General features: G+C 73.9%; 20 protein-coding genes. 4 read left to right on the forward strand and 16 right to left on the reverse strand.

Annotated features, from left to right (window positions below):
* Window positions 1-10: 10 nt before the first annotated feature.
* Both ACFVZH_RS21880 and ACFVZH_RS21885 read right to left on the reverse strand, forming a co-directional pair.
* Window positions 11-1,282 carry an ATP-binding protein gene (locus ACFVZH_RS21880; protein ID WP_384899323.1) on the reverse strand — a complete coding sequence of 424 codons (1,272 nt, stop codon included), beginning with the start codon at window positions 1,280-1,282 and terminating at the stop codon, window positions 11-13.
* 14 nt (window positions 1,283-1,296) lie between these two features.
* A complete protein-coding gene (locus ACFVZH_RS21885; protein ID WP_030690380.1) occupies window positions 1,297-1,974 on the reverse strand; it encodes a response regulator transcription factor in 678 nt (225 codons plus the stop codon).
* Window positions 1,975-2,400: 426 nt separating this feature from the next.
* Between ACFVZH_RS21885 and ACFVZH_RS21890 the strand changes: the two genes are divergently transcribed.
* Complete coding sequence (locus ACFVZH_RS21890) at window positions 2,401-3,921, forward strand: peptide MFS transporter (RefSeq protein ID WP_384899325.1); 1,521 nt, start codon at window positions 2,401-2,403, stop codon at window positions 3,919-3,921.
* A gap of 63 nt (window positions 3,922-3,984) precedes the next feature.
* Here ACFVZH_RS21890 and ACFVZH_RS21895 read toward each other — a convergent pair whose 3' ends face one another.
* From ACFVZH_RS21895 to ACFVZH_RS21920, 6 genes are all read right to left on the reverse strand, one after another.
* A complete protein-coding gene (locus ACFVZH_RS21895; RefSeq protein WP_384899327.1) occupies window positions 3,985-5,454 on the reverse strand; it encodes a hypothetical protein in 1,470 nt (489 codons plus the stop codon).
* Window positions 5,455-5,468: 14 nt separating this feature from the next.
* Complete coding sequence (locus ACFVZH_RS21900; protein WP_384899329.1) at window positions 5,469-6,545, reverse strand: hypothetical protein; 1,077 nt, start codon at window positions 6,543-6,545, stop codon at window positions 5,469-5,471.
* Window positions 6,542-7,366 carry a hypothetical protein gene (locus ACFVZH_RS21905; RefSeq protein WP_384899331.1) on the reverse strand — a complete coding sequence of 275 codons (825 nt, stop codon included), beginning with the start codon at window positions 7,364-7,366 and terminating at the stop codon, window positions 6,542-6,544. The genes ACFVZH_RS21900 and ACFVZH_RS21905 overlap by 4 nt, the downstream gene beginning before the upstream one ends.
* Window positions 7,366-8,058 carry a peptidase gene (locus tag ACFVZH_RS21910; RefSeq protein ID WP_384899444.1) on the reverse strand — a complete coding sequence of 231 codons (693 nt, stop codon included), beginning with the start codon at window positions 8,056-8,058 and terminating at the stop codon, window positions 7,366-7,368. The genes ACFVZH_RS21905 and ACFVZH_RS21910 overlap by 1 nt, the downstream gene beginning before the upstream one ends.
* 177 nt (window positions 8,059-8,235) lie before the next feature.
* Window positions 8,236-8,655 (reverse strand): ATP-binding protein, encoded by a 420-nt coding sequence (locus tag ACFVZH_RS21915; RefSeq protein ID WP_384899333.1) that lies wholly within the window; start codon window positions 8,653-8,655, stop codon window positions 8,236-8,238.
* Window positions 8,656-8,754: 99 nt separating this feature from the next.
* On the reverse strand, window positions 8,755-9,126 hold the full coding sequence (locus ACFVZH_RS21920; RefSeq protein ID WP_384899335.1) for an STAS domain-containing protein: 372 nt from the start codon (window positions 9,124-9,126) through the stop codon (window positions 8,755-8,757).
* A 222-nt stretch (window positions 9,127-9,348) separates the two neighbouring features.
* Between ACFVZH_RS21920 and ACFVZH_RS21925 the strand changes: the two genes are divergently transcribed.
* The 3 genes from ACFVZH_RS21925 (at window position 9,349) to ACFVZH_RS21935 (ending at window position 13,792) form a co-directional block, all read left to right on the forward strand.
* Entirely contained in the window at window positions 9,349-10,236 is an 888-nt protein-coding gene (locus tag ACFVZH_RS21925) for an RNA polymerase sigma factor SigF (RefSeq protein WP_384899337.1), read from the forward strand.
* Between the two features lie 203 nt (window positions 10,237-10,439).
* Window positions 10,440-11,639 carry a DegT/DnrJ/EryC1/StrS family aminotransferase gene (locus tag ACFVZH_RS21930; RefSeq protein ID WP_384899339.1) on the forward strand — a complete coding sequence of 400 codons (1,200 nt, stop codon included), beginning with the start codon at window positions 10,440-10,442 and terminating at the stop codon, window positions 11,637-11,639.
* The gene (locus ACFVZH_RS21935) at window positions 11,636-13,792 is read left to right on the forward strand and encodes a lipopolysaccharide biosynthesis protein (protein WP_384899341.1); all 2,157 of its coding nucleotides are present in this window, start codon (window positions 11,636-11,638) and stop codon (window positions 13,790-13,792) included. The genes ACFVZH_RS21930 and ACFVZH_RS21935 overlap by 4 nt, the downstream gene beginning before the upstream one ends.
* An 89-nt stretch (window positions 13,793-13,881) precedes the next feature.
* Here the strand turns inward: ACFVZH_RS21935 and ACFVZH_RS21940 are convergent, their stop codons facing one another.
* From ACFVZH_RS21940 to hutI, 8 genes are all read right to left on the reverse strand, one after another.
* The gene (locus ACFVZH_RS21940; protein ID WP_384899343.1) at window positions 13,882-14,316 is read right to left on the reverse strand and encodes a hypothetical protein; all 435 of its coding nucleotides are present in this window, start codon (window positions 14,314-14,316) and stop codon (window positions 13,882-13,884) included.
* A gap of 52 nt (window positions 14,317-14,368) precedes the next feature.
* Complete coding sequence (locus ACFVZH_RS21945; RefSeq protein ID WP_384899345.1) at window positions 14,369-16,306, reverse strand: hypothetical protein; 1,938 nt, start codon at window positions 16,304-16,306, stop codon at window positions 14,369-14,371.
* Between the two features lie 135 nt (window positions 16,307-16,441).
* Window positions 16,442-17,248 carry a polysaccharide deacetylase family protein gene (locus ACFVZH_RS21950; RefSeq protein WP_384899347.1) on the reverse strand — a complete coding sequence of 269 codons (807 nt, stop codon included), beginning with the start codon at window positions 17,246-17,248 and terminating at the stop codon, window positions 16,442-16,444.
* Complete coding sequence (locus ACFVZH_RS21955) at window positions 17,245-18,564, reverse strand: glycosyltransferase (protein ID WP_384899349.1); 1,320 nt, start codon at window positions 18,562-18,564, stop codon at window positions 17,245-17,247. Before ACFVZH_RS21955 ends, ACFVZH_RS21950 begins: the two co-directional genes overlap by 4 nt.
* A 57-nt stretch (window positions 18,565-18,621) precedes the next feature.
* A complete protein-coding gene (locus ACFVZH_RS21960; RefSeq protein WP_384899351.1) occupies window positions 18,622-19,698 on the reverse strand; it encodes a GNAT family N-acetyltransferase in 1,077 nt (358 codons plus the stop codon).
* 181 nt (window positions 19,699-19,879) lie between these two features.
* Window positions 19,880-20,515 carry a LysE family translocator gene (locus ACFVZH_RS21965; protein WP_384899353.1) on the reverse strand — a complete coding sequence of 212 codons (636 nt, stop codon included), beginning with the start codon at window positions 20,513-20,515 and terminating at the stop codon, window positions 19,880-19,882.
* A 95-nt stretch (window positions 20,516-20,610) separates the two neighbouring features.
* Complete coding sequence (locus tag ACFVZH_RS21970) at window positions 20,611-21,375, reverse strand: hypothetical protein (RefSeq protein WP_384899355.1); 765 nt, start codon at window positions 21,373-21,375, stop codon at window positions 20,611-20,613.
* 72 nt (window positions 21,376-21,447) lie between these two features.
* Entirely contained in the window at window positions 21,448-22,695 is a 1,248-nt protein-coding gene (gene hutI, locus ACFVZH_RS21975) for an imidazolonepropionase (RefSeq protein WP_384899357.1), read from the reverse strand.
* Window positions 22,696-22,699: the final 4 nt, after the last annotated feature.

Consider the following 22,699-nt stretch of genomic DNA (forward strand, 5'->3'; position numbering starts at 1 on the left):
AGGACTCCCGTCACCGCACGGGGCGGTCCTGCGGTTCCTCCGAGACGCTTCTGACCTCGCGGCTCAGGAAGAGCGCGAAGACCGGCGGCTGCTGCTGGAGCAGCTCCAGACGCCCGCCGTCCGCCTCCGCGAGGTCCCGGGCCACGGCCAGGCCGATACCGGTGGAGCTGCGGCCGCTGACCGCCCGCTCGAAGATCCGCGCACCGAGGTCGGCCGGGACGCCCGGACCCTCGTCGGTGACCTCGATCACCGACTGGTTGCCGGTGACCCGGGTCCGCAGCGCGACCGTGCCGCCGCCGTGCATGAGCGAGTTCTCGATCAGGGCGGCGAGGACCTGGGCGACCGCGCCCGGGGTGCCGACGGCCCGCATCCCCTGCTTGCCGGAGTGCACGATGGCCCGCCCGGCGCTGCGGTAGGCGGGCCGCCACTCCTCGATCTGCTGCTTGACGACCTCGTCGAGGTCGAAGGCGACGGCGGAGCCGGTCCGGGGGTCGCGGGCGTTGGTGAGCAGCCGTTCGACGACGTCGGTGAGCCGCTCGACCTGGGTGAGCGCGATCGTCGCCTCCTCCTTGACCGTCTCCAGGTCGTCGGCGAGCGCGACCTCCTCCAGGCGCATGGAGAGGGCCGTGAGGGGCGTGCGGAGCTGGTGGGAGGCGTCGGCGGCGAGCCGGCGCTCGGCGGTGAGCATCCGGGCGATGCGTTCGGCGGAGGCGTCGAGGACGTCCGCGACGCGGTCCAGCTCGGGGACCCCGTACCGCTTGTGGCGGGGCCGCGGGTCGCCGGAGCCGAGGCGTTCGGCGGTCTCCGCGAGGTCGGTCAGCGGGGACGCCAGCTTGTTCGCCTGGCGTACGGCGAGGAGGACGGCGGCGACGACGGCGAGCAGGGCGACGGCGCCGATGATCAGGAGGGTGCGGCCGACCTCGGCGGTGACCGTGGCGCGGGACTCCTCGACGATCACGGTCTCGCCGCGCTCCCCCTCGGCGAGGCCGCGGATGACGTCCCCGTCGGGGCGGTCGCCGATCTCGATCGTGGCGCGCCCGGGGATGCGGATCTGCGCGTACCGCTTGGCGCCGCTCTGCTCGGCGAGGATGTCCGGGTTGACCGGCTCGCCGCCGATGAGCCGGCTGTCGACGATGGAGACGATCCGCAGCGCCTCCGAGTCGACGCTCTCCTGAGCGCTGTCGGAGATGGTGCGGGTCTCGACGAGGACCAGGGAGACGCCGAACACGGCGATGACGACGAGCACCACGGCGAGCGTGGAGTTGATCAGACGGCGGCGCATGGTTCGGGGGTGGCTCAGCTCTTCTCGAAGCGGAAACCGACTCCGCGCACGGTGGCGATGTAGCGGGGGTTGGCCGCGTCGTCCCCGAGCTTCTTGCGGAGCCAGGAGATGTGCATGTCGAGGGTCTTGGTGGAGGACCACCAGGTGGTGTCCCAGACCTCGCGCATCAGCTGGTCGCGGGTGACGACCCGGCCGGCGTCCCGGACGAGGACGCGGAGCAGGTCGAACTCCTTGGCCGTGAGCTGGAGCTCCTCGTCGCCCATCCAGGCGCGGTGCGACTCGACGTCGATCCGCACGCCGTGGGTGGCGGGGGCGACGGCGGGCTCGGTGGAGCCGCGCCGGAGGAGGGCCCGGACCCGGGCGAGGAGCTCGGCGAGCCGGAAGGGCTTGGTGACGTAGTCGTCGGCGCCCGCGTCGAGCCCGACCACGGTGTCGACCTCGTCGGCCCGCGCGGTGAGGACCAGGATCGGGACCGTGTGCCCCTCGGCGCGCAGCCGGCGGGCGACCTCGAGACCGTCCATGCCGGGCAGTCCCAGGTCGAGCACGACCAGGTCGACGCCGCCCTGGAGTCCGGCGTCGAGGGCGGTCGGGCCGTCCTCGCGGACCTCGACCTCGTACCCCTCTCTCCGCAGGGCGCGGGCCAGCGGTTCCGAGATGGATGCGTCGTCCTCGGCGAGCAGTACACGGGTCATGGGGTGATGGTAGTCCGCACGGGTACCGGGCCGGGGCGTGATCCACCCGGCCCGGGGAAACCCTGGGGATCTTGTGGGTATCTTGCTCATGACCTTCGAATGAGGTCTCGTGGTTGCATTCGCGCCTGTGATCCATCTCTCAAGTCCTTCCATATCCGGCACTGTCGTGTCGTATGGTGGCGAGACGTCAGTAGCGGTATTCGGGGACCTTTGGCCAGCTTCGCGCGCCAAGGTCCTCTTTCTGCGTCAGGTGGTCACGGCCACCCTCGATGACGGCGAATGACCTGTGGGCCGGGTCCCGGGACGTGAAGACGCGTCTCCCGGGGCGTGGATCCCGGTGGAGTCCCACGACTCGCCCGGTGCCGGCCTCCCCCACCGGGCGCATCACGCTCACAAGGCGTGCGTCCCGACAGAGCAAGGATCGACATGGCGTCCAGCCTGACGAAGGACTCGGCCGAACCCCTCGGCTACGAGAAGACCTTCCTCGGCCACCCCCGTGGTCTGGCCACTCTCTTCATGACCGAGATGTGGGAGCGTTTCTCCTACTACGGCATGAGGGCCCTTCTCGTCCTGTACCTGGTCTCCGGCGGCACGGACGCCGCGGTGGGCAGCCAGGGCGGCGGCCTCGCGATGACCGCGGCGACGGCGACGGCGATCTACTCCGTCTACGTCTCGATGGTCTACCTCATGGCCATGCCCGGCGGCTGGTTCGGCGACCGCGTCTGGGGTGCCCGCAAGACGGTCGCGATCGCGGCCTCCGTGATCATGCTCGGTCACGTCTCGCTGGCCCTTCCCGGCCAGGCGATGTTCTTCGTCGGCCTCGCGCTCGTCGCGGTCGGCTCCGGCCTGCTGAAGGCCAACATCTCGACGATGGTCGGCCACCTCTACAAGGGCGCGGACGACCCGCGCCGTGACGGTGGCTTCACGCTCTTCTACATCGGCATCAACCTGGGCGCGTTCTTCGCCCCGCTGGTGATCGGCACCGTCGGCGAGAAGGTCAACTGGCACCTGGGCTTCGCCCTCGCCGCCGTCGGCATGGCCCTGGGCCTCGTCGTCTTCCTGACCTTCGGCAAGACGCTGAACCCGAAGAGCAGCGAGGTCCCGAACCCGCTGTCCGCCGCGGAGCGCAAGGCCGTCATCACCAAGGCCGCCGTCATCGCCGTCGTCGTCGCCGTCTTCTACGGCGCGATCGTCGCCCTCGGCATGTACACCCTGAACTGGGCGATGGTCCCGATCACCCTCGCCGGTCTGATCATCCCGGTCGCCGTCCTGGCCCGCATCAAGCGCGACAAGGACCTGACCTCGGGCGAGAAGTCCCGGGTGACCGGCTACATCTGGTTCTTCGTCGCCGCCGCCATCTTCTGGATGATCTACGACCAGGGCGGCTCGACGCTCTCCCTGTTCGCCGACGACAAGACCGCCGACACCATCTTCGGCCTCGGCTTCCCCGCCACCTGGTACCAGTCGCTGAACCCGCTGTTCGTCATGGCGCTGGCCCCGGTCTTCGCCTGGCTGTGGCTGTGGCTGGCCCGCAAGAACCAGGAGCCGAACACCATCGTGAAGTTCGCGATGGGTCTCGTCCTGGTCGGCGCCTCGTTCTTCGTCTTCATCGTCCCGATGAACATGGCGGGCGACGGCACCAAGGTCTCCCCGATGTGGCTGGTCACGATCTACATGATCCAGACCATCGGCGAGCTGTGCCTCTCCCCGGTCGGCCTCTCCGTCACCACGAAGATGGCGCCGCAGAAGTACGCCTCCCAGATGATGGGTGTCTGGTTCCTCGCCGTCACCGCCGGTGACTGCACCACGGGTCTGCTCTCCATCGCGGGCGTCGACCTCAACGGGACGGGGATCATCGCCCTGCAGGCGACGCTGGCCGTCGCGGCCGGTTTCGCGATCTACATGTACCGCAAGAAGGTCCAGGGCCTCATGGGCGACGTCCACTGACGTCACCCGCCCGCACGGAGGGCCCGTCGCACCGCACCGGTGCGACGGGCCCTCCGTCGTTCGTCACCGCCTCAGCCGGGCCCAGGGGGTGAAGGTGAACACCGCGCCGCCGAGCAGGATGACCGTGCCGGCGACCAGGGCGAGAGCCCGCAGGGCGCCGTCGTGCTCGGCGCCCGTCTGGGCGAGGTTCCCGCCGTCGGAACCGCCGGAGCCGTCGGATCCGGAGGCCGTGGTGGTGCCGGTGTCGCCGTCGCCGCCCGAGGCGCCGCCGGCCTGCTTGCTGGTGTCCAGTTCGAGGGAGGTCTTCACGGTGCCCTGGACCTGGCAGGCGATCTCCAGCTTCGCGGTGCCGAGGCTGACCGCGATGGTGAGCGCGCCGGGACTCAGCGTGGACTTCCCGGTCGCGCCGGGACGGTAGGTGCCCTTCATGTCCTCCAGGCTGACCGGGGCGTCCTTCGCGAGGTCGGTCGGGTTGGCCGCGCCGGTGACCTTCACCGTGCCGCTGTCGGCGCCGCCGATCCTGACCGCCATGGACGGCTTGAGGGCGCCCTTGGGGAGCGCTGCCGGGCTGTTCATGACGCCCTTGGCGGTCTTGACCGTGAGGTCGTAGACGGCGCCGTTCCTCTTGGCGCTGATCGTCACCTTGGACTTGATGGAGGGCGGGCCGGGGGCCTGGCAGGCGAAGGCGACGGTCACCTCCTTGCCGGGGAAGTCGGTCTGCCCGCCGCCCCCGCCGGAGCTTCCGCCGGAGGTGGACGTGGTGCCGCCCGTGCCCCCGCCGGCGGTGACGGCGGAGCCGCCGGTGTTGTTCGACTCCCCGCCGGTGGTGCTCGTACCGCCGGAGGTGGTGGAGCCGCCCGTGGCGGTGGTGCCGCCGGAGGTGGACGTGGAGCCGCCCGACGTGGTGGTCGTACCGCCGGACGTCGTCCCGCCCGAGGTCGTCGTACCGCCGGACGTCGTCCCGCCCGAGGTCGTGGTGCCGCCCGAGGTCGTCGTCGAGCCGCCGCCGTCCGTGACCTTGATCGTCGCGCCGACCGGTACGGCCTGCTTCGGCGCGCACTTCGTGTCCGTCGAGATCGGCTTGGAGACGTTGATCGTGTACTTGCCGGGCGTCAGGGTGATGTCGCCCGCCTTGTCCAGCTTCAGTCTGCCCTTCATCTCGGGCAGCACCATCGGGCTGTTCTTGGGGATCGGCGGGTTCTGCCGCGGCCCCTCCATCGCGACGGTGCCGGACGCCGCGCCGCCGACGGTGAGGACGCCGGTCGGCTTGACCGTGTCCTTGCCGAGGTCGAGCACGTCGGGGTTCTTCGACGCGGCCTGGACCGTCTTCCAGACGATCTCGACCTCGTCGCCGACCTTGGCCTCCGCCGGTGCGGTGATCAGCACCTTCGTGGTGCCCTGCACGGGCGGAAGCCCGGAGATGGACGGCGGGATGCACTCCGTCGTGTACGAGACCTCGGCGGCCTGTGCGGGGCCGGCGGAAACCAGGATCCCCGCGCCGCCGAGCATCAGCGCGACCCCGGCCGCGCTCATCCTCCGTTGCGTACTCACGCATGTCCCTTCGTCGTCGGGCTGCTCTCTGGCGCTGACGGTGCGGAGTCAGGGCTGAACCACGGGAGGACCGTGGTCGGTTCCCCGTCTCCCGGGCCGCCCGGTGCGGGGGCGGCGGGGACGGAAGTACGGGCTCGGACGCGGCGGCTCCCCGCGGCGGCACGGGCGGACCGGGACGTCCGGCCGGGCCGGGACGTCCGGGCGGCGCCGGCCGACGGACGGACCCGGTCCACCACGGCCATCCCGATCCGGAACAGGGCCGCCGGCACGACGACGGCGAGCAGGACCCAGAAGAGCGTCACGCCCCAGGGCCGGCCGACCCCCCACGGCTGCTCGACCAGGATCTTGCCCGCGTACCGCACGGAGACCTGGTAATCGCCGTGGGCGCCGGCCGTGAGTTCGGCCGGGAGGCGGACGACGGCCTTCCCGCCGGGCGCGATCGTGCCGCGCCACTGGCGTTCCTCGTACTGCGGGGCGAAGACGCCGTGGCTCGTGCCGACCTCGAAGACCGGATCACGGACGGGGGCGGAGCCGAGGTTGCCGACGGTGAGGACGACCTCGCGCCGCGGCGGCGCCCCGAACCAGACGAGGAGGCCGCTCGACCCGTCGAGCCGTACGGCGGCGAGGACGGCGAGCCGGCCGTCGCCGGACGCCTCCGGGAGCGGCGCGGTCGGATGCCCGGCGACCGTGAACTCGCGGTCGACGGCGTCCTGTTGTCCGGTCACCCCGGCGACGTGCACCACGCAGGGGCAGGGCTTGGGCGGTTCGGCGACCGGGAGTTTCGCGCTGAACGCGCCCCTGGCGTCGACGGTGGCGGCCCGGCCCTCCGTGTTGGCGCAGGAGTTGGTGCCGCCGATGACGCCCCTGCCGGGGGCGGCCTGGCCGCAGACCAGCAGCATGAGCAGCGCGCCCGGTTTCCAGCCGCTGCCGCTGACGGTGATCTCGCCGCCCTTGCCGCCCTCTGCCCGCGAGAGTTCGACCGCGGGCCCGGGGGCCGCCGCCGCGGGGGCCGCGGGCAGCAGCGCGAGGGCGAGGGCCGCCAGGAGGGCGGCAGCCGTACGGATCGTCCTCATGGTGTCGCTCCCGCCGGGGCTCGCTGGGTACGGGGCCGGCCGCGCCGCCGTAGTGCCCACGCGCCGCCGCCGGCCGCCGCGAGCAGCGACCCGGCCGCCGCGGTGAGCGCGGGGCCCGAGGCGAAGGCCGCCTCGGCGCGGGCCGTGGCGGGGGCGGCGCCGGGGGCGGTGGCGGTCAGCCGGACGGTGACGGAGTCGAGGGCGGGCGCGTCGGGCCAGGGTTCGGTGCGCACGGCCCGCTCGCCGGGCCTGAGGGTGAGCGGCAGGGGGTGGCCGGGCCGGTCGAGGACCGTGCCGAGGAGACCTTCGGCGCGGACCGCGAGGGCCGGGGAGAGGACCGTGCTGCCGCGGTTGACCAGGGTGTAGTGGAGGTCGCCGGTGGTGGTGTCGACGCGGACGTCCTCGACGGTGAGGGCGGCGAGCCGGGGGCCGTTCACCCGGAGCCGCAGGTCCACGCGGACCTCCCGTCCGGCGGCCGTGGCGCGTACGGTCCCGCGGTGTTCGCCGGGCGGGGTGTCGGCCGTGACGGTCACCGCGAAGGGCACGTCCGCCCGGGTCCTGGCCGGCACGGTCACGGTCCGCGCGGCGAAGGCCACGGGCGCGCCCTGCCCGGTGAGGCGCACGGTGAGCGGTCCCGCGCCGGGGTTGGTCACCGACAGGGTGTCCTGCAGGACGCTGCCCGGGGGGCCCTCCAGATAGGCGTACGGCCGTCCGGCGGCGGGCGCCGCCGTCCAGCCGGGCGCTCCGGCGGGAGCCGCCGCGACCACGCCGACGAGGGCGGTCGCGGCGGCCAGGAGACCGGAGCGCGGGGCCGCCCGCATCAGCGCGCCGTGCGCCGCGTGAGCCAGAGGACTCCGGCGGCGCCGGTCAGCAGGACGGTGCCGCCGAGGGTGCCGAGGGCCATGGCGGAGTCGAGCGGGCCGGTCTTGGGCAGTTCGTCCCCGGAGCCGCCGGAGCCGCTGTCGTCGGCGGGCGGCGGGGTGTCGTCGCCGCCGGACACCCCGGTCACCTCGAGTTCGAGTGACGGCTTGGGGTTGTTCTTCGGGGTGCAGGTGGCGGCGTCCATGCCGAGCGCGTGCACGATCAGCGTGCCTGCGGTGAAGGTGACCTTGCCGTTCTTCTTCGGGGTGAAGGTGCCGGTGAGCGTGCCGATGCTGATCGGGGTGTCGGGCGGGATGGCGGCCTTGTTCGGCGTGCCGGTGACCTTGACCGTGCCGGTGGCGGCGCCGCCGAGGACGAGTTCGGCCCGGGGCGTCATGACGCCCTTGGGGAGTTCGACCGGGCTGTCGGAGACGCCCTTCTCGAACGACATGGTGATCGTGTATCCGCTGCCGCTCTTGACGGCCTTGATGTCGACGGGCGAGACGGCGCCCTTCGGGCCGATCTTCGTCTCGCACGCGTAGTTGACGTCGACGACGGCCGCCTGGGCGGCCGGGGCGGAGGCCAGTACGGCCGCGCCCGTCATGGCGGCCGCCGCCGTGAGCGCGGCGGCCGTTCTCCTCCGGTTCGGCACCTTGGACACCCCGAGCACCCCTCACCGCAAAGTAACTGACGGTCTTTCAGATTGGGCGTCAAGGTACGCCTGAGGTCTCACAGAGGGAAGAAGAAGGAAGGAAGAGAGACGGTGAAAGTCCTGGAGCCGGCCGGAGCGGGCCCCCGGGGGCGTCCCGGCCGCCCGGAAGGGCGACCTCTAGGCGGGTGCGGCGAGTTCGGCCCAGACCGTCTTGCCGGGGGAGCCGGGGGTGCGGTCGATGCCCCAGTCGAGGCAGAGCCGCTGCACGATGAACATGCCGTGCCCGCCGGGCCGGCCGGAGCGGTGCGGGGTGCGCGGCGCGGGCTGCCCGGCGCCGCGGTCGGTGACTTCGAGGCGCAGGACGGCGGACCGGCGCAGGACGCGCAGCCGCTCGGGGCCCTCGGCGTGCAGGCAGGCGTTGGTGACGAGTTCGGAGACGACCAGCAGGACGTCCTCGGCGGCGGCCCTGCGGTCGGCGGTGGCGGCGGGCAGCCAGCCCCACTCCCGGAGCGCCGTCCGCGTGAAGTCGCGGGCGAGCGGCACGGTGCCGCTGGTCTCGCCGAGGGCGAGCGTACGGACGTCGGAATCGTGGTCCATCAGCGCTTCACCTCACCGATTGACGAGACAGATTGATCAGACGGGTTGACCGGATGGCGGGTCGTACGGGCGGTGCCGGGGTGACGCGGTGCGCGGGTCTCAGCCGGGGAGCGCCGTGGCGATCGTCTCGTGGACGGTGAAGACGGCCTCCGCGCCCGTGATGTGGAACACCCGGGCCACCGGGGGCCGCATCGCCACCAGATGGACGCCGCCGCCGGCGGCGTCCGCCCTCAGTCGGGCGCCGAGGAGCACGTTGAGCCCCGTCGAGTCGCAGAACTCCAGGCCGGAGCAGTCGACGACGAGTCGCGACCGGCCCGCGTCGAGCGCGTCGTCCAGGGGGGCGCGCAGGAGTTCGGCGGTGTGGTGATCGAGCTCACCCGCCGGCGTGAGGAGTTCGGTGGCGCCGTCCACGGTCCGGACCTCGACCCGCAGCCGTGCGGGCTGCGCGCTGCCGATGTGCTGGCGGTCCATGGCCGTGCCTCTTCTCGCTCTCGCGGATGCCGACTGACGTGCGTCGAACCCTACAAGCGGGGCGGCCCTCAGCGCACACACGGGCCCCCACATAAGCGGATGAACCGGATTATTGGTACTTGCAACGATCGCCGTCGAGCAGGTAGGGCTAGAAGAGAACACCCGACACGACCGGCTTCGGAGGCGCCGCAAACCGCAGCAGAAGAACCACGAAGGAGACCCATGTCACCCCGGCTCGACGCCCCGCGTACCCCCGACGCGCCGTCGGCGGCGCACCCCCTCCGCCACCCGACCGCCCGCTCCCTCGACCTGCCCGCCGACCGGCCCCTCGACCAGGTCGGACCGGTCGACGCGCGCGCCCTGTCGAAGCAGCTCTTCGCCCGGCTCGCCGAGCTCGAAGAGGGCACCCACGCGTACGCGTACGTCCGCAACACACTCGTCGAACTCAACCTGGCCCTGGTCAGGTTCGCCGCCGCCCGCTACGGCAGCCGCAGCGAGCCGATGGAGGACATCGTCCAGGTCGGCACGATCGGCCTCATCAAGGCGATCGACCGCTTCGAGCTGAACCGGGGCGTCGAGTTCCCGACCTTCGCGATGCCGACGATCATCGGCGAGATCAAGCGCTTCTTCCGCGACACCTCGTGGTCCGTGCACGTGCCCCGCCGGCTCCAGGAGCTCCGGCTCGACCTCGCCCGGGTCGGCGACGACCTCGCCCAGCGCCTCGACCGCGCCCCGACCGTCGCCGAACTGGCCGACGCGCTCCGCATCTCCCCCGAGGAGGTCGTCGAGGGCATGGCCGCGAGCAACGCCTACACGGCGTCCTCGCTCGACGCCCAGCCCGACGAGGAGGACAGCGGCGGCGAGACCGCGCTCGCCGACCGGCTCGGCTACGAGGACCACGGCCTCACCGGGATCGAGTACATCGCCTCCCTCAAGCCGATGATCGCCTCGCTGCCCGACCGCGAGCGGCAGATCCTCTCCCTCCGCTTCGTCTCCGGCCTGACCCAGTCGGAGATCGGCGCGGAGCTCGGCATCTCGCAGATGCACGTGTCCCGGCTGCTCTCCCGCACCCTCGCCCGGCTGCGCCGGGGCCTCACTCTGGACGAATGACCTCCGGCGGCTCCCCCGAGCCGCCAAAATGGCCCCGGAAAGGGCCCGTTCACGGTCTGCCGACCCTGGGCGGGCCCTTCCGCGCGACCGGGCGCTCACCGGAGGACCCCGGAGGGGCACCGCCGACCGCGGTACGACGGGGTCTTGTTGACGCGCCGTCCGCATTGGGCGACATTGAGCCCGGGGTTTCAGGGGGGAATCACATGGTTTCTGCGTACGCGGAACTGGAAGAACGCATGCGCGGCCGGCTCGGGGGCCGGGAGTGCCTCTACGTCCCGTCGTGCCGCTTCGGTCTCTATCTCGCGCTGCGCCGCTGGTGCGCGCCCGGTGGCCGGATACTGATGTCGCCGGTCAACGACGACGTCATCTTCTTCGTCGCCCTCGCCGCCGGACTGCGCCCGGTGCAGGCGCCGCTCGACCCCCGGGACGGGTCGATCGACACGGCGGCGGTGCCCGAATCCGTCTGGCAGGGGCTCTCCGCCGTCCTCACCACCAATCTGTACGGAAACCCCGACCCGGCGCCCGAGCTGCGCGCCCGGTGCGACCGGCTCGGCATCCCGCTGATCGAGGACGCGGCCCACGCGATCGGCTCCACCGTCGGCGGGCGCCCGGTCGGCACGTACGGCGAGGCGTCGGTCTTCAGCCTCTCGAAGCACACCGCCGCCAAGACCGGCGGCTTCCTCACCCTCGCCGACCCGGCGCTGCGCGAGGAGTTCGCCGCCGCCCGCGACGCCCTGCTGCACCCGACCCGCCCCACCGCCGAACTCGCCTACTGGGCACGGCCGTACGCCGAGGCCGGCGTGCGCGGGCTGCGCCTGGTCACGGCCGCGCGTGCGACCATGCGGGTGCTCGGTCTGGAGGAGCGGGAGGAGATCCGGATGCCGCTGCGCCCCGACGAGCTGGCGCGGGCCCTCCCGGCCGCTCCCGCGCTCGAACCCTTCCACTCCTGGATCCGGGTCGACATGCACGACTACCGGCTCCGGCCGGGGGCCGGCCGGCTCCGCCGCACCGCCCGCAGACTCGCGCGGCTCGACACCGCCCTCGCCGCCCACCGGGACGGCACCGGCAGGCTCCTGGCCGGCGAGTTCGGCACCCCCGGGGCCCTGGACGAGCCGGTGCAGCCGCTGTTCCGGGTGCCGCTGCTCGTCGACGACCGGGAGGCGGCGACGGCCGCCCTCGCCCGGCGCCGGATCACCACCGGCTACCTCTACGACCCGCCGCTCGACAGCTACGCGGGCGAGGCGTTCACCGACCCCTCCCCCGCACCGGAAGCGGCCGCCTGGTTCGCCCGGCACGCCCTGCCCGTCGACCCGTGCCGCGCCGACGAGATCCTCGCCGCCCTGCGCACCGCGGGGATCCGCCCCGCCCGCCACCCGTCGCCGGCCACCAGGGGCGCCCGGTGACGGAGACGGTACGACTGCGGGACCCGGACCGGCCGGCGCCCCAGGAGCCCGCGGACCCCGCGCCCGGAATCCCGGCCGACGGGAACGGCCCCGGCGAGGACAAGGGCGCGGACGACGGCTCGATGTTCCGCAACGCCTACGCCCTGATGCTCTCCACCGGCGTCTCCGCCGCACTCGGCCTCGGCTTCTGGCTGGCCGCGGCCCGCTACTACTCGGAGGAGGCCGTCGGCCAGGGCTCCGCGGCCATCGCCGCGCAGCGGATGCTCGCCTCCCTCACCGCCACCACGATGATCGGCGCGGTCGTCCGGTACGTGCCCCGCGCCGGCCGCGCCACCGGGCCCCTCGTCCTGAGGATGTACCTGGTCAGCACCGTGGTCGTCGCCCTGGCCTGCGGCGTCTTCCTGCTCACCCTGGACCGGTGGGGGCCCTCGTACGCGCCGCTCGGCACCCTGTCCGCCGGGCTGTTCTTCACCGCCTCCTGCGTCGGCTGGGCGCTGCTCACCCTCCAGGACGGCGTCCTCACCGGCCTCAGACGGGCGATCTGGGTGCCCGTCGGCAACGCGGTCTTCTCGCTGGGCAAGCTCGTGCTGCTCGGCGTCCTGGCCGCCGGCCTGCCCGTCCTCGGCGTCTTCGTCTCCTGGTCGGCGGCGATCGCCCTGTCCGTGGTGCCGCTCGCCTGGCTCGTCTTCCGGCGGCTCATCCCCCGTCAGGCGCGCGCCGACCGCGACCGCGAGCCGCCCGGCCTGCGCGAGATCGGCCGCTTCATGGCCGGGGACTCCGTCGGCGCGCTGTTCAGCCTCGCCATGATCAACCTGCTGCCGGTGATGGTCGCCGTCCGCTTCGACGCCGCCCACAACGCCTTCTTCTACACGGCGTACACCGTCGGCGGCACGATGGAGTTCATGGCCATCAACATGGCCTCCTCGCTGACCGCGCACGCCTCGCACAGCCCCGAGTCGCTCGCCGAGGGGGTCAGGGGCGCGCTGCGCCGCATGGTGCTCCTGCTGGTCCCGGTGGTGCTCTTCCTCGTCGTCCTCGCCCCGGTGCTCCTCACGCCCTTCGGCGAGGAGTACGCCGAGAACGGCATGACCGTCCTGCGGCTCCTCGCCGCCGCCGCGCTGCCCCGGGTGGCGGTCGAGCTGTACATCGGGGTGCTGCGCGTCCAGGGCCGTACGGGCATGCTCGCCGTCCTCCAGGGCGCGATGTGCGCGCTGGTCCTGGGGAGCGCGGTGGTCCTCCTCGGGCCCCTCGGCATCTCCGGCGCGGGGTACGCGGTGCTCGGCTCGATGACCCTGATGGCGGCGGCCTGCGTGCCCGGGCTGCGGGCCACGCTCAAGGGCCGGGCACCGGCCGAGCGGCCCAGGGCGGCGGCGCGGGCGCAGGAGCGCGCGACGGACGGGTACGGCACGAACTGGGCGCGCGAGAGCGCCTATCTGCGCGGCACCCACGACTCGGTGACACCGGCGTTCGGCATCCCCGTCTACGTGCCCCGGCATCGCGAGGACGAGCCGGAGGGGACGAGCCCCGTGAGGGCGCCCGCGTCCCCGCCGGCCGCCCCGGGCGCGGTCACGGCCGAGGGGCCGGACGGTCCGGGCCGGTGGGCGACCGGGCTGTGGCCGGTGCTGGGGCTGGCGGCCGGCCTCTTCTGGTTCCCGCTCGCCCGCTCCGGCGATCCGGCGGTGGAACGGCTCTCCGGGACCGGTCTGCTGAACGCGCTGCCGCCCGCCACGCTCGTCGCCGGGCTGCTGCTCGTCGCCCTCCAGGGCGCCGCCGTCGGTCTCCGGGCCTTCCGGCGCCCGTTCGCCGCGACGGTCCTGCTCGCGACGTTCCTCGCCCTGCACACCGCCCCTCCCCTGCTGGGCCTGCGGCCCGCCGCGGCGGGCGGCCCCGGCGCGGAGCTGCTCGGCGAGGGCCTGGCGGCGGCGGTGGCGCCGGTCGCGCTCCAGGCGGTGTGCCTGCTGCTCGCGGCCGTGCTCCTGCGGGTCCTCGGCGTGGCCGACCGCGTCACGGCCGGGGTGGTGTGGGTCCTGGTCTGGGCGGGCTGGGCGGGGCAGCAGGGCTTCGCCGCCGCCCCGCTCCCCCTCTTCCTCGGCCTGGCCGGGGCCACCATGGCGGTGTGCGCCTTCCGCGGCCTGGCGGCCGGGCGCCGCTGAGCCCGCCCCCGGCGGATCGGCGGCCCGTCACCTGCCGCCGGAAGCGCGGCTCCCGGCCCGTGACCGCGCGGTCCTGGGGTGTCGGTCGGTCAGGTGCTCGCGCCGGAGCGTCGTCCGCGGAAGCCGGAGGTGCGGGCGCCGTCGCGTTCGACGGCGCCGCGGGTGGCGGCCGGCAGGGGCACGCCGGGCAGCGTGGCGGCGACGCTCACGAAGAGGGCGAGGACGGCGAGGAAGACGGTCAGCGAGAAGGTCTTCGTCAGGAACAGGGTGGTCGCGGTGAGCGTGGCCACCGACAGGCTCACCGGGGCGGCGAGCGCCAGGGCCTCCAGGCGGGCACCGGGCCGCAGGCCGAGCGGCTGCGGGAGCAGCAGGGCGAGGCCGGGGGCGACGCAGACGAAGGCGAGCACGGGGATCCAGCGCAGCGGCGAGCCGCCGGGGAGCGCGGTCGCGGCGAGGGCGACCCATCCGGAGGCCGCGAGCGCGGCTCTGCGCTGGACGCGCGGGGTCAGGCGTGGCGGGGCCATGACGTACCTACTCCTCGGAGGTTCGGCGGGGGCGGGCCGGCGGGTTCGGGGGTCAGGGGGTGGGGGTGGGCGGGTCGTAGCGGAGGACGATCCCGTACGCGTTCTCCTTGAGGACCTCGAAGAGCGGGGACTTCCTGAGGGCCTCGCGGATGGTGTCGAAGCCGCCCACCGGCAGGTAGCCCTCGCCGATGACGGCCTCGGACTGGGTGCGGGTCAGGATGACGAAGGCGGGCCGCCCGGCGGGGATGCCGCCGGCCAGATAGCCGGCGGGGTCCTTCAGCATCCGCAGGTTCTCGTCGACCTCCTGCTCGGTGAAGAACCAGCGCTCGTACCGGTCGTAGCGGTAGTACGAGTCGGGGAACGCGCCGGTCGCCGCGATGATCAGCGCGCCCTCGGGGGCCCGGTCGAAGGCGTGCCGGGTGAGCGCGGTCTCGCCGGGCGGCGCGTAGTGCATGCCCTCCTTGCCGTAGTACGAGGGCAGGAAGCCGGCGAGCATGGCGACGAGGGTGACGGGCAGGGCGACGGCGGCCACCCGGCGGGCGATCACCGCGGCGCGGCTCGCGGCCCCGGCCGCCGGGACGAGCGCGGCGGCGGCGAAGAAGGCCGAGCCGGGCAGCCCGAAGAGGTAGACCCGGAAGATCATCTCGCCGCCGTAGTCGTTGACGGCGAACATCGGCAGGGGCGCGGCGGCGGCGAGCACGAGCGGCAGGGCGCTGCGGGCCAGCCGGCGGCGGAGCAGGACGGCCGCGGCGGCCAGGCCGCCGAGCGCGAGGACCATCAGGATGTTGGCGCTGCCGACGAGTTCGGGGCCGGGGCCGGTGGGGTCGCCCGCGAATCCGGGCCGCGAGTTGCCGAGCAGGTCGCCGGCCTTCTCGCGCAGGGTGCCGAGGGTGTCGAGGAAGAGCTCGCGGCCCATCGTCAGGTTCCAGGCGAGCATGACCGCGCCGGTCACGGCGAGCAGCCCGAGGTTGCGGTAGCGGCGGGTGAGGCAGAGGACGAACAGGGTCGCGCACAGCATCACGGGGGTGAGCTGGTGCGAGGCGTTGACGGTCGCGATGATCGGCAGGAGGAACAGGACGGCGACCGCCCGCTGCCGGGTGGTGGTGGGCGGCGGCACGGCCGCGGCGGCCGGATCGAGCGCGGACCGGTCCCGGAGCGCGCCGGCCGAGCCGGGCAGCACGAAGTGCCGGACGACGACGGCGAACACGGTGAGGTAGAGCAGGTACGAGAAGCCCTGCGGCGACAGGTAGTCCTGGCCCACCCAGTTCGCCAGCTGGAAGATCCACACGCCGGTCCACACGAGGCGCCAGTCGTCGCTGAACGTGCGGTAGACGAGGATGAGGACGGGCACGGTCAGCATGCCGAGCGCGACCGGGGCCCAGTTGATGAACGAGGCGGCGGCGTCGACGCCGAAGGCGCGGACGAGGGCCGCGTCGAGGGAGAAGAAGCCGGGCCACTGGTCGTACGCGGACATGCCGCCGGACAGCTCGCGGCCGGGGTGGACGGTGCCCTCGGTCAGCAGCCGGGTGATGATCGCGTCGTGCTTGGACGCCCAGGCATAGCGGACCGTGTCGTAGAGGATCGCGGGCGGCGCCTTCAGGGCGACGAGCATCGCCGCGCAGTACGTCGCGGGCCAGATCGGCGCGGTGCCCGCCCGGCGCAGGGTGAGGACGAAGCCGAAGGTCAGGACGGCGAGGGCGGCGTAGAAGGCGATCGGGAAGCGGTCCAGCAGGCCGAACTCGTCGATGTTGCGGAAGTCGATGCGGGGCAGCGCCCAGAGCCAGAGCCCGGCGGCCACGACCAGCGCGGCGAGGTTGTGCGCGGCGGGCGAGCGGAGGAGGCCGGCGACGCCGGGGCGGTCGCCCTCGGCGCGCTCCCGGCCCTGCGCCACCCGGTCCGCCGAGGCCGGGTTCGCCGCGTCCCGGTCCGCCGCGGCGGGCTGCGGCGGAACGCCGCTCCCGGTCACCGGTGTTGGCACATGGTGCTGCACGACGCCACTCCCCCCACGAACTGTCCCTTCGGCGAAGTACAGGAACGTACTTCGGTTGTGTTCAGGCGTTCAACTCCCGGACTCCCTCCGGAGGTTGTCGATCTTCGGCGGGTGGTTCCGCCGCCGGCGCCGCGGTCAGCCCGCGAACTCGGGCCCCTTGAGCAGGGCGCGGGCCCTGCGGTACATCCGCCAGCCGACCGTGGGCAGCGAGTCCGGGTACGGCGCGGTCCTCGCGCCGCGCCCCTCCATCCACTGCTCGACGTCGGCGACGGTGTGGCCGCGGCGCAGGATGAGCCGGGCGATGCGGTAGACCTCGTCGGTCCCGGAGCTGAGCGCGTGCCGGACGGCGACCGCCGAGGTGTACCCGGCGGCCGCGGCGGCCCGCCGCACGGCCGGGCTGTTGTAGCCGTGCGGGTAGGCGAGGTGCCGCACCTCGTGCCCGAGGACGTCCTCCAGGACCGCCTTGGACTCGCGCAGTTCGCGGCGCAGCGCGTTCGGCGCGAGGGTGTCGAGCTGCGGGTGGGTGACGGTGTGGGCGCCGACCTCCATCCCGTACCGCTCCAGGCGCGGCGCCTGCGCCAGCGTCATCATCGGCGCGGGCGGCAGCAGACAGGGCCGGCCCGGGGTGAGGGCGCCGGTCGTCAGGTACGCGGTCGCCGGCAGCTCCCGTGCGGCGAGCGCCTCGGCCGTCGGCCCGGCCAGGTCGGCGAAGCCGTCGTCGAAGGTGAGGACGACCGGGCGGGGCGGCAGCGGGGTCCCGGCGGTGAGGTGCGCGGCGAGCTCGCCGACGGTGATCGCGGTCCGCCCACTGGCGACGACCGCGTCCAACTGGGACGCGAACTCCCGTGGTGAGACGGTGAATTCGGCGATCCAGTCCGGCGGGTCCTCCATCACCGCGTGATAGAGGAGGACGGGTATCCGGGTGGGGGCGGCGGCGGTCATCGGGCGGTCCTCCCCCGTCGCGCCCGCGCACGGGCTTTCGCGTATCCGATCGGGCCGAACAGCATGCCGCGTCGCTCCAGTCGGGAGAGGCTGCGAGGCCAGGGATGGTGGTGGGTGCCGTGCTCGCCCGGGACCCCGCCCTCGGAGGTCTCCCCGCGCCGGGCCGTGATCGTCCGGGCGTGGGCGAGTCCGCGCGGCACCCGGGCGAGCAGCGCGGGCAGCAGGCGGGGACGGCGTACCAGCGTCGCCGTGAGGTACGCGGTGAGGCCCGCGCCGTAGCCGTACGCCTGGTTCCGCAGGTCCTGCCAGGTGTCGCGGTGGTGGTGCCAGACGAGTGCCTCGGCGGTGTAGCGGAGCCGGAAGCCGGCGGAGAGGACCGCGACGAACGCGTACAGGTCGTCCCCTCCCCTGGCCGCGGTCCCGGTCCCGGTCGCCGGGTCGAACCCGCCGGCCTCGCGCAGCGCGGCGGTCCGGAAGGCCATGTTCGCGCCCGATCCGAAGCTCCCCGCCGTGAACGGGAACAGCGGCTCGTCGGCGGGCGGCTCCGCCGGGTCGTACACCCGCGGCGCGAACCCCTTGGCGAAGCCGCCGTGCGACTCCAGGAGGATCTGGGCCGGGGTGCGCAGCCGCGCGGGCAGGATCAGGCCCGTCACACAGCCGAGGCCGGGATCGGCGGCGAACGGCTCGGTCAGGGCGGTCAGCCAGTGCGGGTCGGCGATCACGTCGTCGTCGGTGAAGGCGACGACGGTGCCGTCGGCGGCGGCCAGACCCGTGTTGTGGGCGACGGCAAGACCCGGGGTGTCCTCGCGCACGTACCGGACGCGGTCCGCGTACTTCCCGGTGACCAGGTCGTGGGTGTCGGTGGTGCGGGGCGCGTTGTCCACGACGATCAGCTCGTGGTCGGGATGGTCCTGCGCGAGCAGCGAATCGAGCGCGCGGGCCAGCTGCCCGGGGCGCTCGCGGGTGGCGACGACGACGGAGGCGCGGGGCGGGGCGAGTCCGCGGCGGGCCCGGGCGAGCAGGTCGGGGCGGGCCAGTGGGCGCGCCGCCGCGAGCCGTTCGGCGTCCGTCCGGGGACCCGCCTGCGCGAGCCGCCGCCCCGCCAGGGCCGCGAGCACCTCCGCCGGGTCCTCGCCCTCCGCCACCGTCCCGACCACCGTGGCCGCGGGCCGGCCCCTGAGCCGTACCAGCGTGTAGACCTCACCCGGCTCCACGGGCGGCCCGCCGGGCGCCGGGCGGAACGCCAGGACGGGCCCTTCGGGCGCGTCGAGGTCGAGCTCGGCGACGGATATCGGTCGGGGTGCTCGGCTGCTCATCGGGAATCCCCCACGGAGGTACGGCGGACGGGGTCGGGGCGGGGGGCGTACGCGGGGCTAACGGTGGCCCCGCAGGCGCGCGAGGCCGTTGAGGGCGGCTCGGCCGCGGGCGGCGAGGGCCGGACGTTCGCGGACGAAGGCGACGGCCCGGCGGGGCGGCTCGCGGCGCACCCAGTGGAAGGCGGCGCGGACACCCGGCCGGACGACCGTGCCCTCGTGCACCGTCAGCTCCCCGGTCTTCAGCGCGTCCTTGTACTCGGCGGCGCCGCGCCCCAGGTCGAGCAGCGTGATCCCGGCGGCCGCCGCGCCCTCGGCCATCCGCAGGTGGAGCACCAGGCCGGGCGAGTACTTCGCGAACTCCGTGTCGTAGGACGGGAACCAGCACGCGAGGACGGAGCGCGACCGCAGCCCGAAGTGCGCGGCGATCGGACGGTCCCCGAGGTACAGCACGGACAGCACCCCTGAGCAGCCGGGCGTGCGCTGCTCGTGGAGGCGGCGGACGAGGGCGCTGATCCACTCCTTGGCGAAGCGGTCGCCGCGGCCGGTCCTGCGGTACTGGGCGGACTTCCACTCCATGAGGGTGCGCAGGGCCGCCGGGTCGCGCTCGTCGAAGACGAACCGGAGCCCGCCGTCCGCCTGGCGGCCGAGCCTGCGCTCCTTGGCGAGGGTGGTCCTGAGGAACTTCGGCGACTGCACGCGCAGCAGCGCCTCGTAGGCCGCGTACCCCTCGCCGACGTCGATCACCGGCGAGGCGAAGGACTCGGCGGCCGCGCCCGCGAAGACCGGCTGGCCGTCCTCCAGGTTGTCGAAGCCCCAGACGGCGAGGCCGCAGGCGCGCAGCACCGCGCGGGCGGCCGGCCGGAGCCCGGGCCGCAGGACGGCCCCCTGGCTGTCGGAGACGCCGAACCCGATCGCCCGGCCGATCCCGAACGGCCCCTTCTCGTACGGGAAGAACCCGACCGGCTGGTCGCCCTCGCACCACACCGCGACCCGCGAGCCGGGCCGCACCTCGGCCACCGCGCGCGTGAACTCCGGTTCCATGAACGGGTTCGCGGGCGCACCGGACTTGATCCGCAGCTCCCGCCACGCCTCGATCTCGCGGTCGGTCAGCTCCCCGGGCCTCACGATCCGCATGCGAAAAGCGCTCACCACACCGACCCCCCGGTCTTCCCCCCTGAGTGCTGCCAGGACAGGACGGTACCCGTCCGCAACCGGCCAGGGCAGGGATACCCGGTCTTCCGTGCCCGACCCGTGAGGGAACGGACACGGCGGCGGACGACGACCGAGCGGGACGGGACCGGGGAGTCGCCGGCCCTCAGTCGCCGAAGGCCAGGCGGATGCCGAAGGCGGCGATGACCGTGCCGGTGACGCGGTCGAGGGTGCGGCGGGCCGCGGGGCGGCGGAGCCAGCCGGAGAGGAGTCGGGCACAGGCGATGAGGACGGTGGACCAGAGCAGGCCGAGGAGGATGTGCTCGGTGGTGAGAAGGAGGCCCATCACCAGGTGGTCGGCGTCCGGGGGGAGGAACTGCGGCAGCACGGCCACGTAGAAGGCGCCCACCTTCGGGTTGAGGAGGTTGGTGAAGGCGCCCTGGCGCCAGCCGGCGGCGAAGGAGTCCGCGGCGGCGGGGGCCGGGTCGTCCGATTCCGTCGCGGGCAGACCCCGGAAGGTCCTGCGGAGCATCTGGACGCCCATCCAGACCAGGTAGGCGGCGCCCGCCCAGCGCAGGACCTCGTAGGCCAGGTGCGACGCCGTGAGGAGCGCGGTCACGCCCAGTGAGGTCAGCGCGCCCCAGGCGAGGACGCCCGTCTGGATGCCGAGGACGACGCCCCAGGCCCGCGCGCGATGACCGAGGGCCGAGGTGCGCAGGACCAGGGCGGTGTCGAGGCCCGGGGTGAGGGTGAGGAGTCCCACGACCAGCGCGAAGGACCAGAGGGCGGTGGTGACGGTCATGGCCCTGAGGGTAGGGGCTCGGATGCGGGGCCGCTCCGGCTTCCGGCCTTCATGCCGGGTCTCAGCCGTGGTGTTTCACGGCGGCACGGCGGCACTCAGGCGCGGCGCTTCACGTCCGTGCAGCGGACCTCCGGTGAGGCGCCGTAGGGGTCGAAGGCGGTGTCGGTGCCGTCGAAGCGCCCGGTGAGGCAGAGTTCGCCGCCCATGAAGCGGAGGTCGAGGGTGAACTCGACCGTGCCGTTCGTCTTCCGCGGGCCGTGGAGGCGGTAGTCGACGTCGTACCCGAGGCCGCGGAGTGCCTTGTCGACGTCGGCCGGGTTCGCCGGGGTCCCGCCGTCCAGGGCCTTCGCGATGCGGTCGCCGTGGCGGGGCGCGACGCACTTGTCGACGTCGCTCAACTCGACTTCCTGGCGGGCCCGTTCGAAGCTCCAGGGCGTCTCGGTGGGCGGCTCCGGGTCCTCGACGGGGACGGGGATGTCGGACGGACCGGAGACGGGCGGCGGGAGCGGGGCGCCCGGACGCGCCGACGGCGCGTCCGGCTCCGCCGTGGGCACGGGGGGCGGGCCGCCCGCGCACGGCCCGGCGACGTCGAGGGCGAGTTCCATGAGCCTGAGCTCGGCCGCCTGTTGCGCGGGGGTGAGGCGGGGGTCGTCGGCGGGGTCGGGGAGCGGTGCGGTGGGGGTCGGGGTGGGGGCGGCGGGCGGGGTGGGGTCCGCCACCCGCGTCGCCCCGGCCCCGGCACCCGCCGGGGTCCGGCTCCCCGTGCCCTCCGTACCGCAGGCGGTGAGGGCGAGGGTGCACAGGGCCGCGAGTGCCAGGCCGCGACCGGCTCGGGTGTTCCGCAGGGACGTCGAGTTCATGGTCGAAGTCTGCGCGGGGACGGGCCGCCCCACCTGAGTACGTCTACTCAGCCCCGTTACTCAATCCCGGGGTCAGGCCACCCGCACGCCCGCGCGCCAGACCTCGGTCACCAGGGGGACGCCCGGCCGGTAGGCCAGGTGGACGTGGGACGGGGCGTCGAGGAAGGTCAGGTCGGCACGGGCGCCGGGGGTGAGGCGGCCGACGTCGGTGCGGCGGAGGGCGGCCGCGCCGCCGGCGGTGGCGGACCAGACGGCCTCGTCGGGCGTCATGCCCATGTCCCGTACCGCGAGGGCGATGCAGAAGGGGACGGAGGAGGTGAAGGAGGAGCCGGGGTTGCAGTCCGTGGACAGGGCGACGGTGACGCCCGCGTCCAGGAGACGGCGGGCGTTCGGCCACTCGGCGCGGGTGGAGAACTCCGCCCCCGGGAGGAGGGTGGCGACCGTGTCGCCGGAGGCGAGCGCGTCCACGTCCGCGTCCGTCAGGTGGGTGCAGTGGTCCGCGCTCGCCGCGTCGAGTTCCACCGCCAGCTGCACGCCGGGACCGTACGTGAGTTGGTTGGCGTGCACCCGGGGGTGGAGGCCCTTCGCCTTGCCGGCGGTGAGGATCGCGCGGGCCTGGTCGCCGTCGAAGGCGCCCTTCTCGCAGAAGACGTCCACCCAGCGGGCGTACGGGGCGCAGGCGTCGAGCATCTCGCCCGTCACCAGCTCCACGTACGCCGCCGGGTCGTCGGCGTAGTCCGGCGAGACGATGTGCGCGCCGAGGTAGGTGACCTCGTCGGTGTGCTCGGCCGCGATGCGCAGGGCGCGGGCCTCGTCCTCGACCGTCAGGCCGTAGCCGGACTTGGTCTCGAAGGTGGTGGTGCCCTGGCGGAGGGCTTCGCTCATGAAGCGGGCCACGTTCGCCGAGAGGGCCTCGTCGCTCGCCGCCCTGGTCGCCGCGACGGTCGTGCGGATGCCGCCCGCCTTGTACGGCTGGCCCGACATGCGGGCGTTGAACTCGGCGGTCCGGTCGCCCGCGAAGACGAGGTGCGAGTGGGAGTCGACGAAGCCGGGGATCACGGCCCGGCCGCCGGCGTCGATCCTGTTGTCAGTGGCGGGTGCTTTGCTGGATTCACCGACCCAGACGACACGGTCGCCGTCGATGACGACGGCCGCGTCCTGGATCAGGCCCAGGGAACTGCCATCACCGAGGGAGGGATCGTTGGTGACGAGGCTGGCGATGTTGACGATGGCGGTGGCGGTCGTCGCCACGGCGCTGTTCGCGCTCGTGGGGGCGGAGGTCGCGGCCGGGTTGTTCGTCGCCGCGGGGCCGGTGTTCATGAGA

The sequence above is a fragment of the Streptomyces sp. NPDC059534 genome (assembly GCF_042743475.1).
GTDB lineage: Bacteria > Actinomycetota > Actinomycetes > Streptomycetales > Streptomycetaceae > Streptomyces.

Excerpts from the sequence above, each read along its gene's own strand:
- ACFVZH_RS21960 (WP_384899351.1), bottom strand. The coding sequence starts at position 19,698 with ATGCGGATCGTGAGGCCCGGGGAGCTGACCGACCGCGAGATCGAGGCG.
- ACFVZH_RS21970 (WP_384899355.1), bottom strand. The coding sequence starts at position 21,375 with ATGAACTCGACGTCCCTGCGGAACACCCGAGCCGGTCGCGGCCTGGCA.
- ACFVZH_RS21905 (WP_384899331.1), bottom strand. The coding sequence starts at position 7,366 with ATGCGGGCGGCCCCGCGCTCCGGTCTCCTGGCCGCCGCGACCGCCCTC.
- ACFVZH_RS21950 (WP_384899347.1), bottom strand. The coding sequence starts at position 17,248 with ATGACCGCCGCCGCCCCCACCCGGATACCCGTCCTCCTCTATCACGCG.
- ACFVZH_RS21940 (WP_384899343.1), bottom strand. The coding sequence starts at position 14,316 with ATGGCCCCGCCACGCCTGACCCCGCGCGTCCAGCGCAGAGCCGCGCTC.
- ACFVZH_RS21930 (WP_384899339.1), top strand. The coding sequence starts at position 10,440 with ATGGTTTCTGCGTACGCGGAACTGGAAGAACGCATGCGCGGCCGGCTC.
- hutI (WP_384899357.1), bottom strand. The coding sequence starts at position 22,695 with ATGAACACCGGCCCCGCGGCGACGAACAACCCGGCCGCGACCTCCGCC.
- ACFVZH_RS21900 (WP_384899329.1), bottom strand. The coding sequence starts at position 6,545 with ATGAGGACGATCCGTACGGCTGCCGCCCTCCTGGCGGCCCTCGCCCTC.
- ACFVZH_RS21955 (WP_384899349.1), bottom strand. The coding sequence starts at position 18,564 with ATGAGCAGCCGAGCACCCCGACCGATATCCGTCGCCGAGCTCGACCTC.
- ACFVZH_RS21890 (WP_384899325.1), top strand. The coding sequence starts at position 2,401 with ATGGCGTCCAGCCTGACGAAGGACTCGGCCGAACCCCTCGGCTACGAG.
- ACFVZH_RS21880 (WP_384899323.1), bottom strand. The coding sequence starts at position 1,282 with ATGCGCCGCCGTCTGATCAACTCCACGCTCGCCGTGGTGCTCGTCGTC.
- ACFVZH_RS21885 (WP_030690380.1), bottom strand. The coding sequence starts at position 1,974 with ATGACCCGTGTACTGCTCGCCGAGGACGACGCATCCATCTCGGAACCG.
- ACFVZH_RS21915 (WP_384899333.1), bottom strand. The coding sequence starts at position 8,655 with ATGGACCACGATTCCGACGTCCGTACGCTCGCCCTCGGCGAGACCAGC.
- ACFVZH_RS21925 (WP_384899337.1), top strand. The coding sequence starts at position 9,349 with ATGTCACCCCGGCTCGACGCCCCGCGTACCCCCGACGCGCCGTCGGCG.
- ACFVZH_RS21895 (WP_384899327.1), bottom strand. The coding sequence starts at position 5,454 with ATGAGCGCGGCCGGGGTCGCGCTGATGCTCGGCGGCGCGGGGATCCTG.
- ACFVZH_RS21965 (WP_384899353.1), bottom strand. The coding sequence starts at position 20,515 with ATGACCGTCACCACCGCCCTCTGGTCCTTCGCGCTGGTCGTGGGACTC.
- ACFVZH_RS21920 (WP_384899335.1), bottom strand. The coding sequence starts at position 9,126 with ATGGACCGCCAGCACATCGGCAGCGCGCAGCCCGCACGGCTGCGGGTC.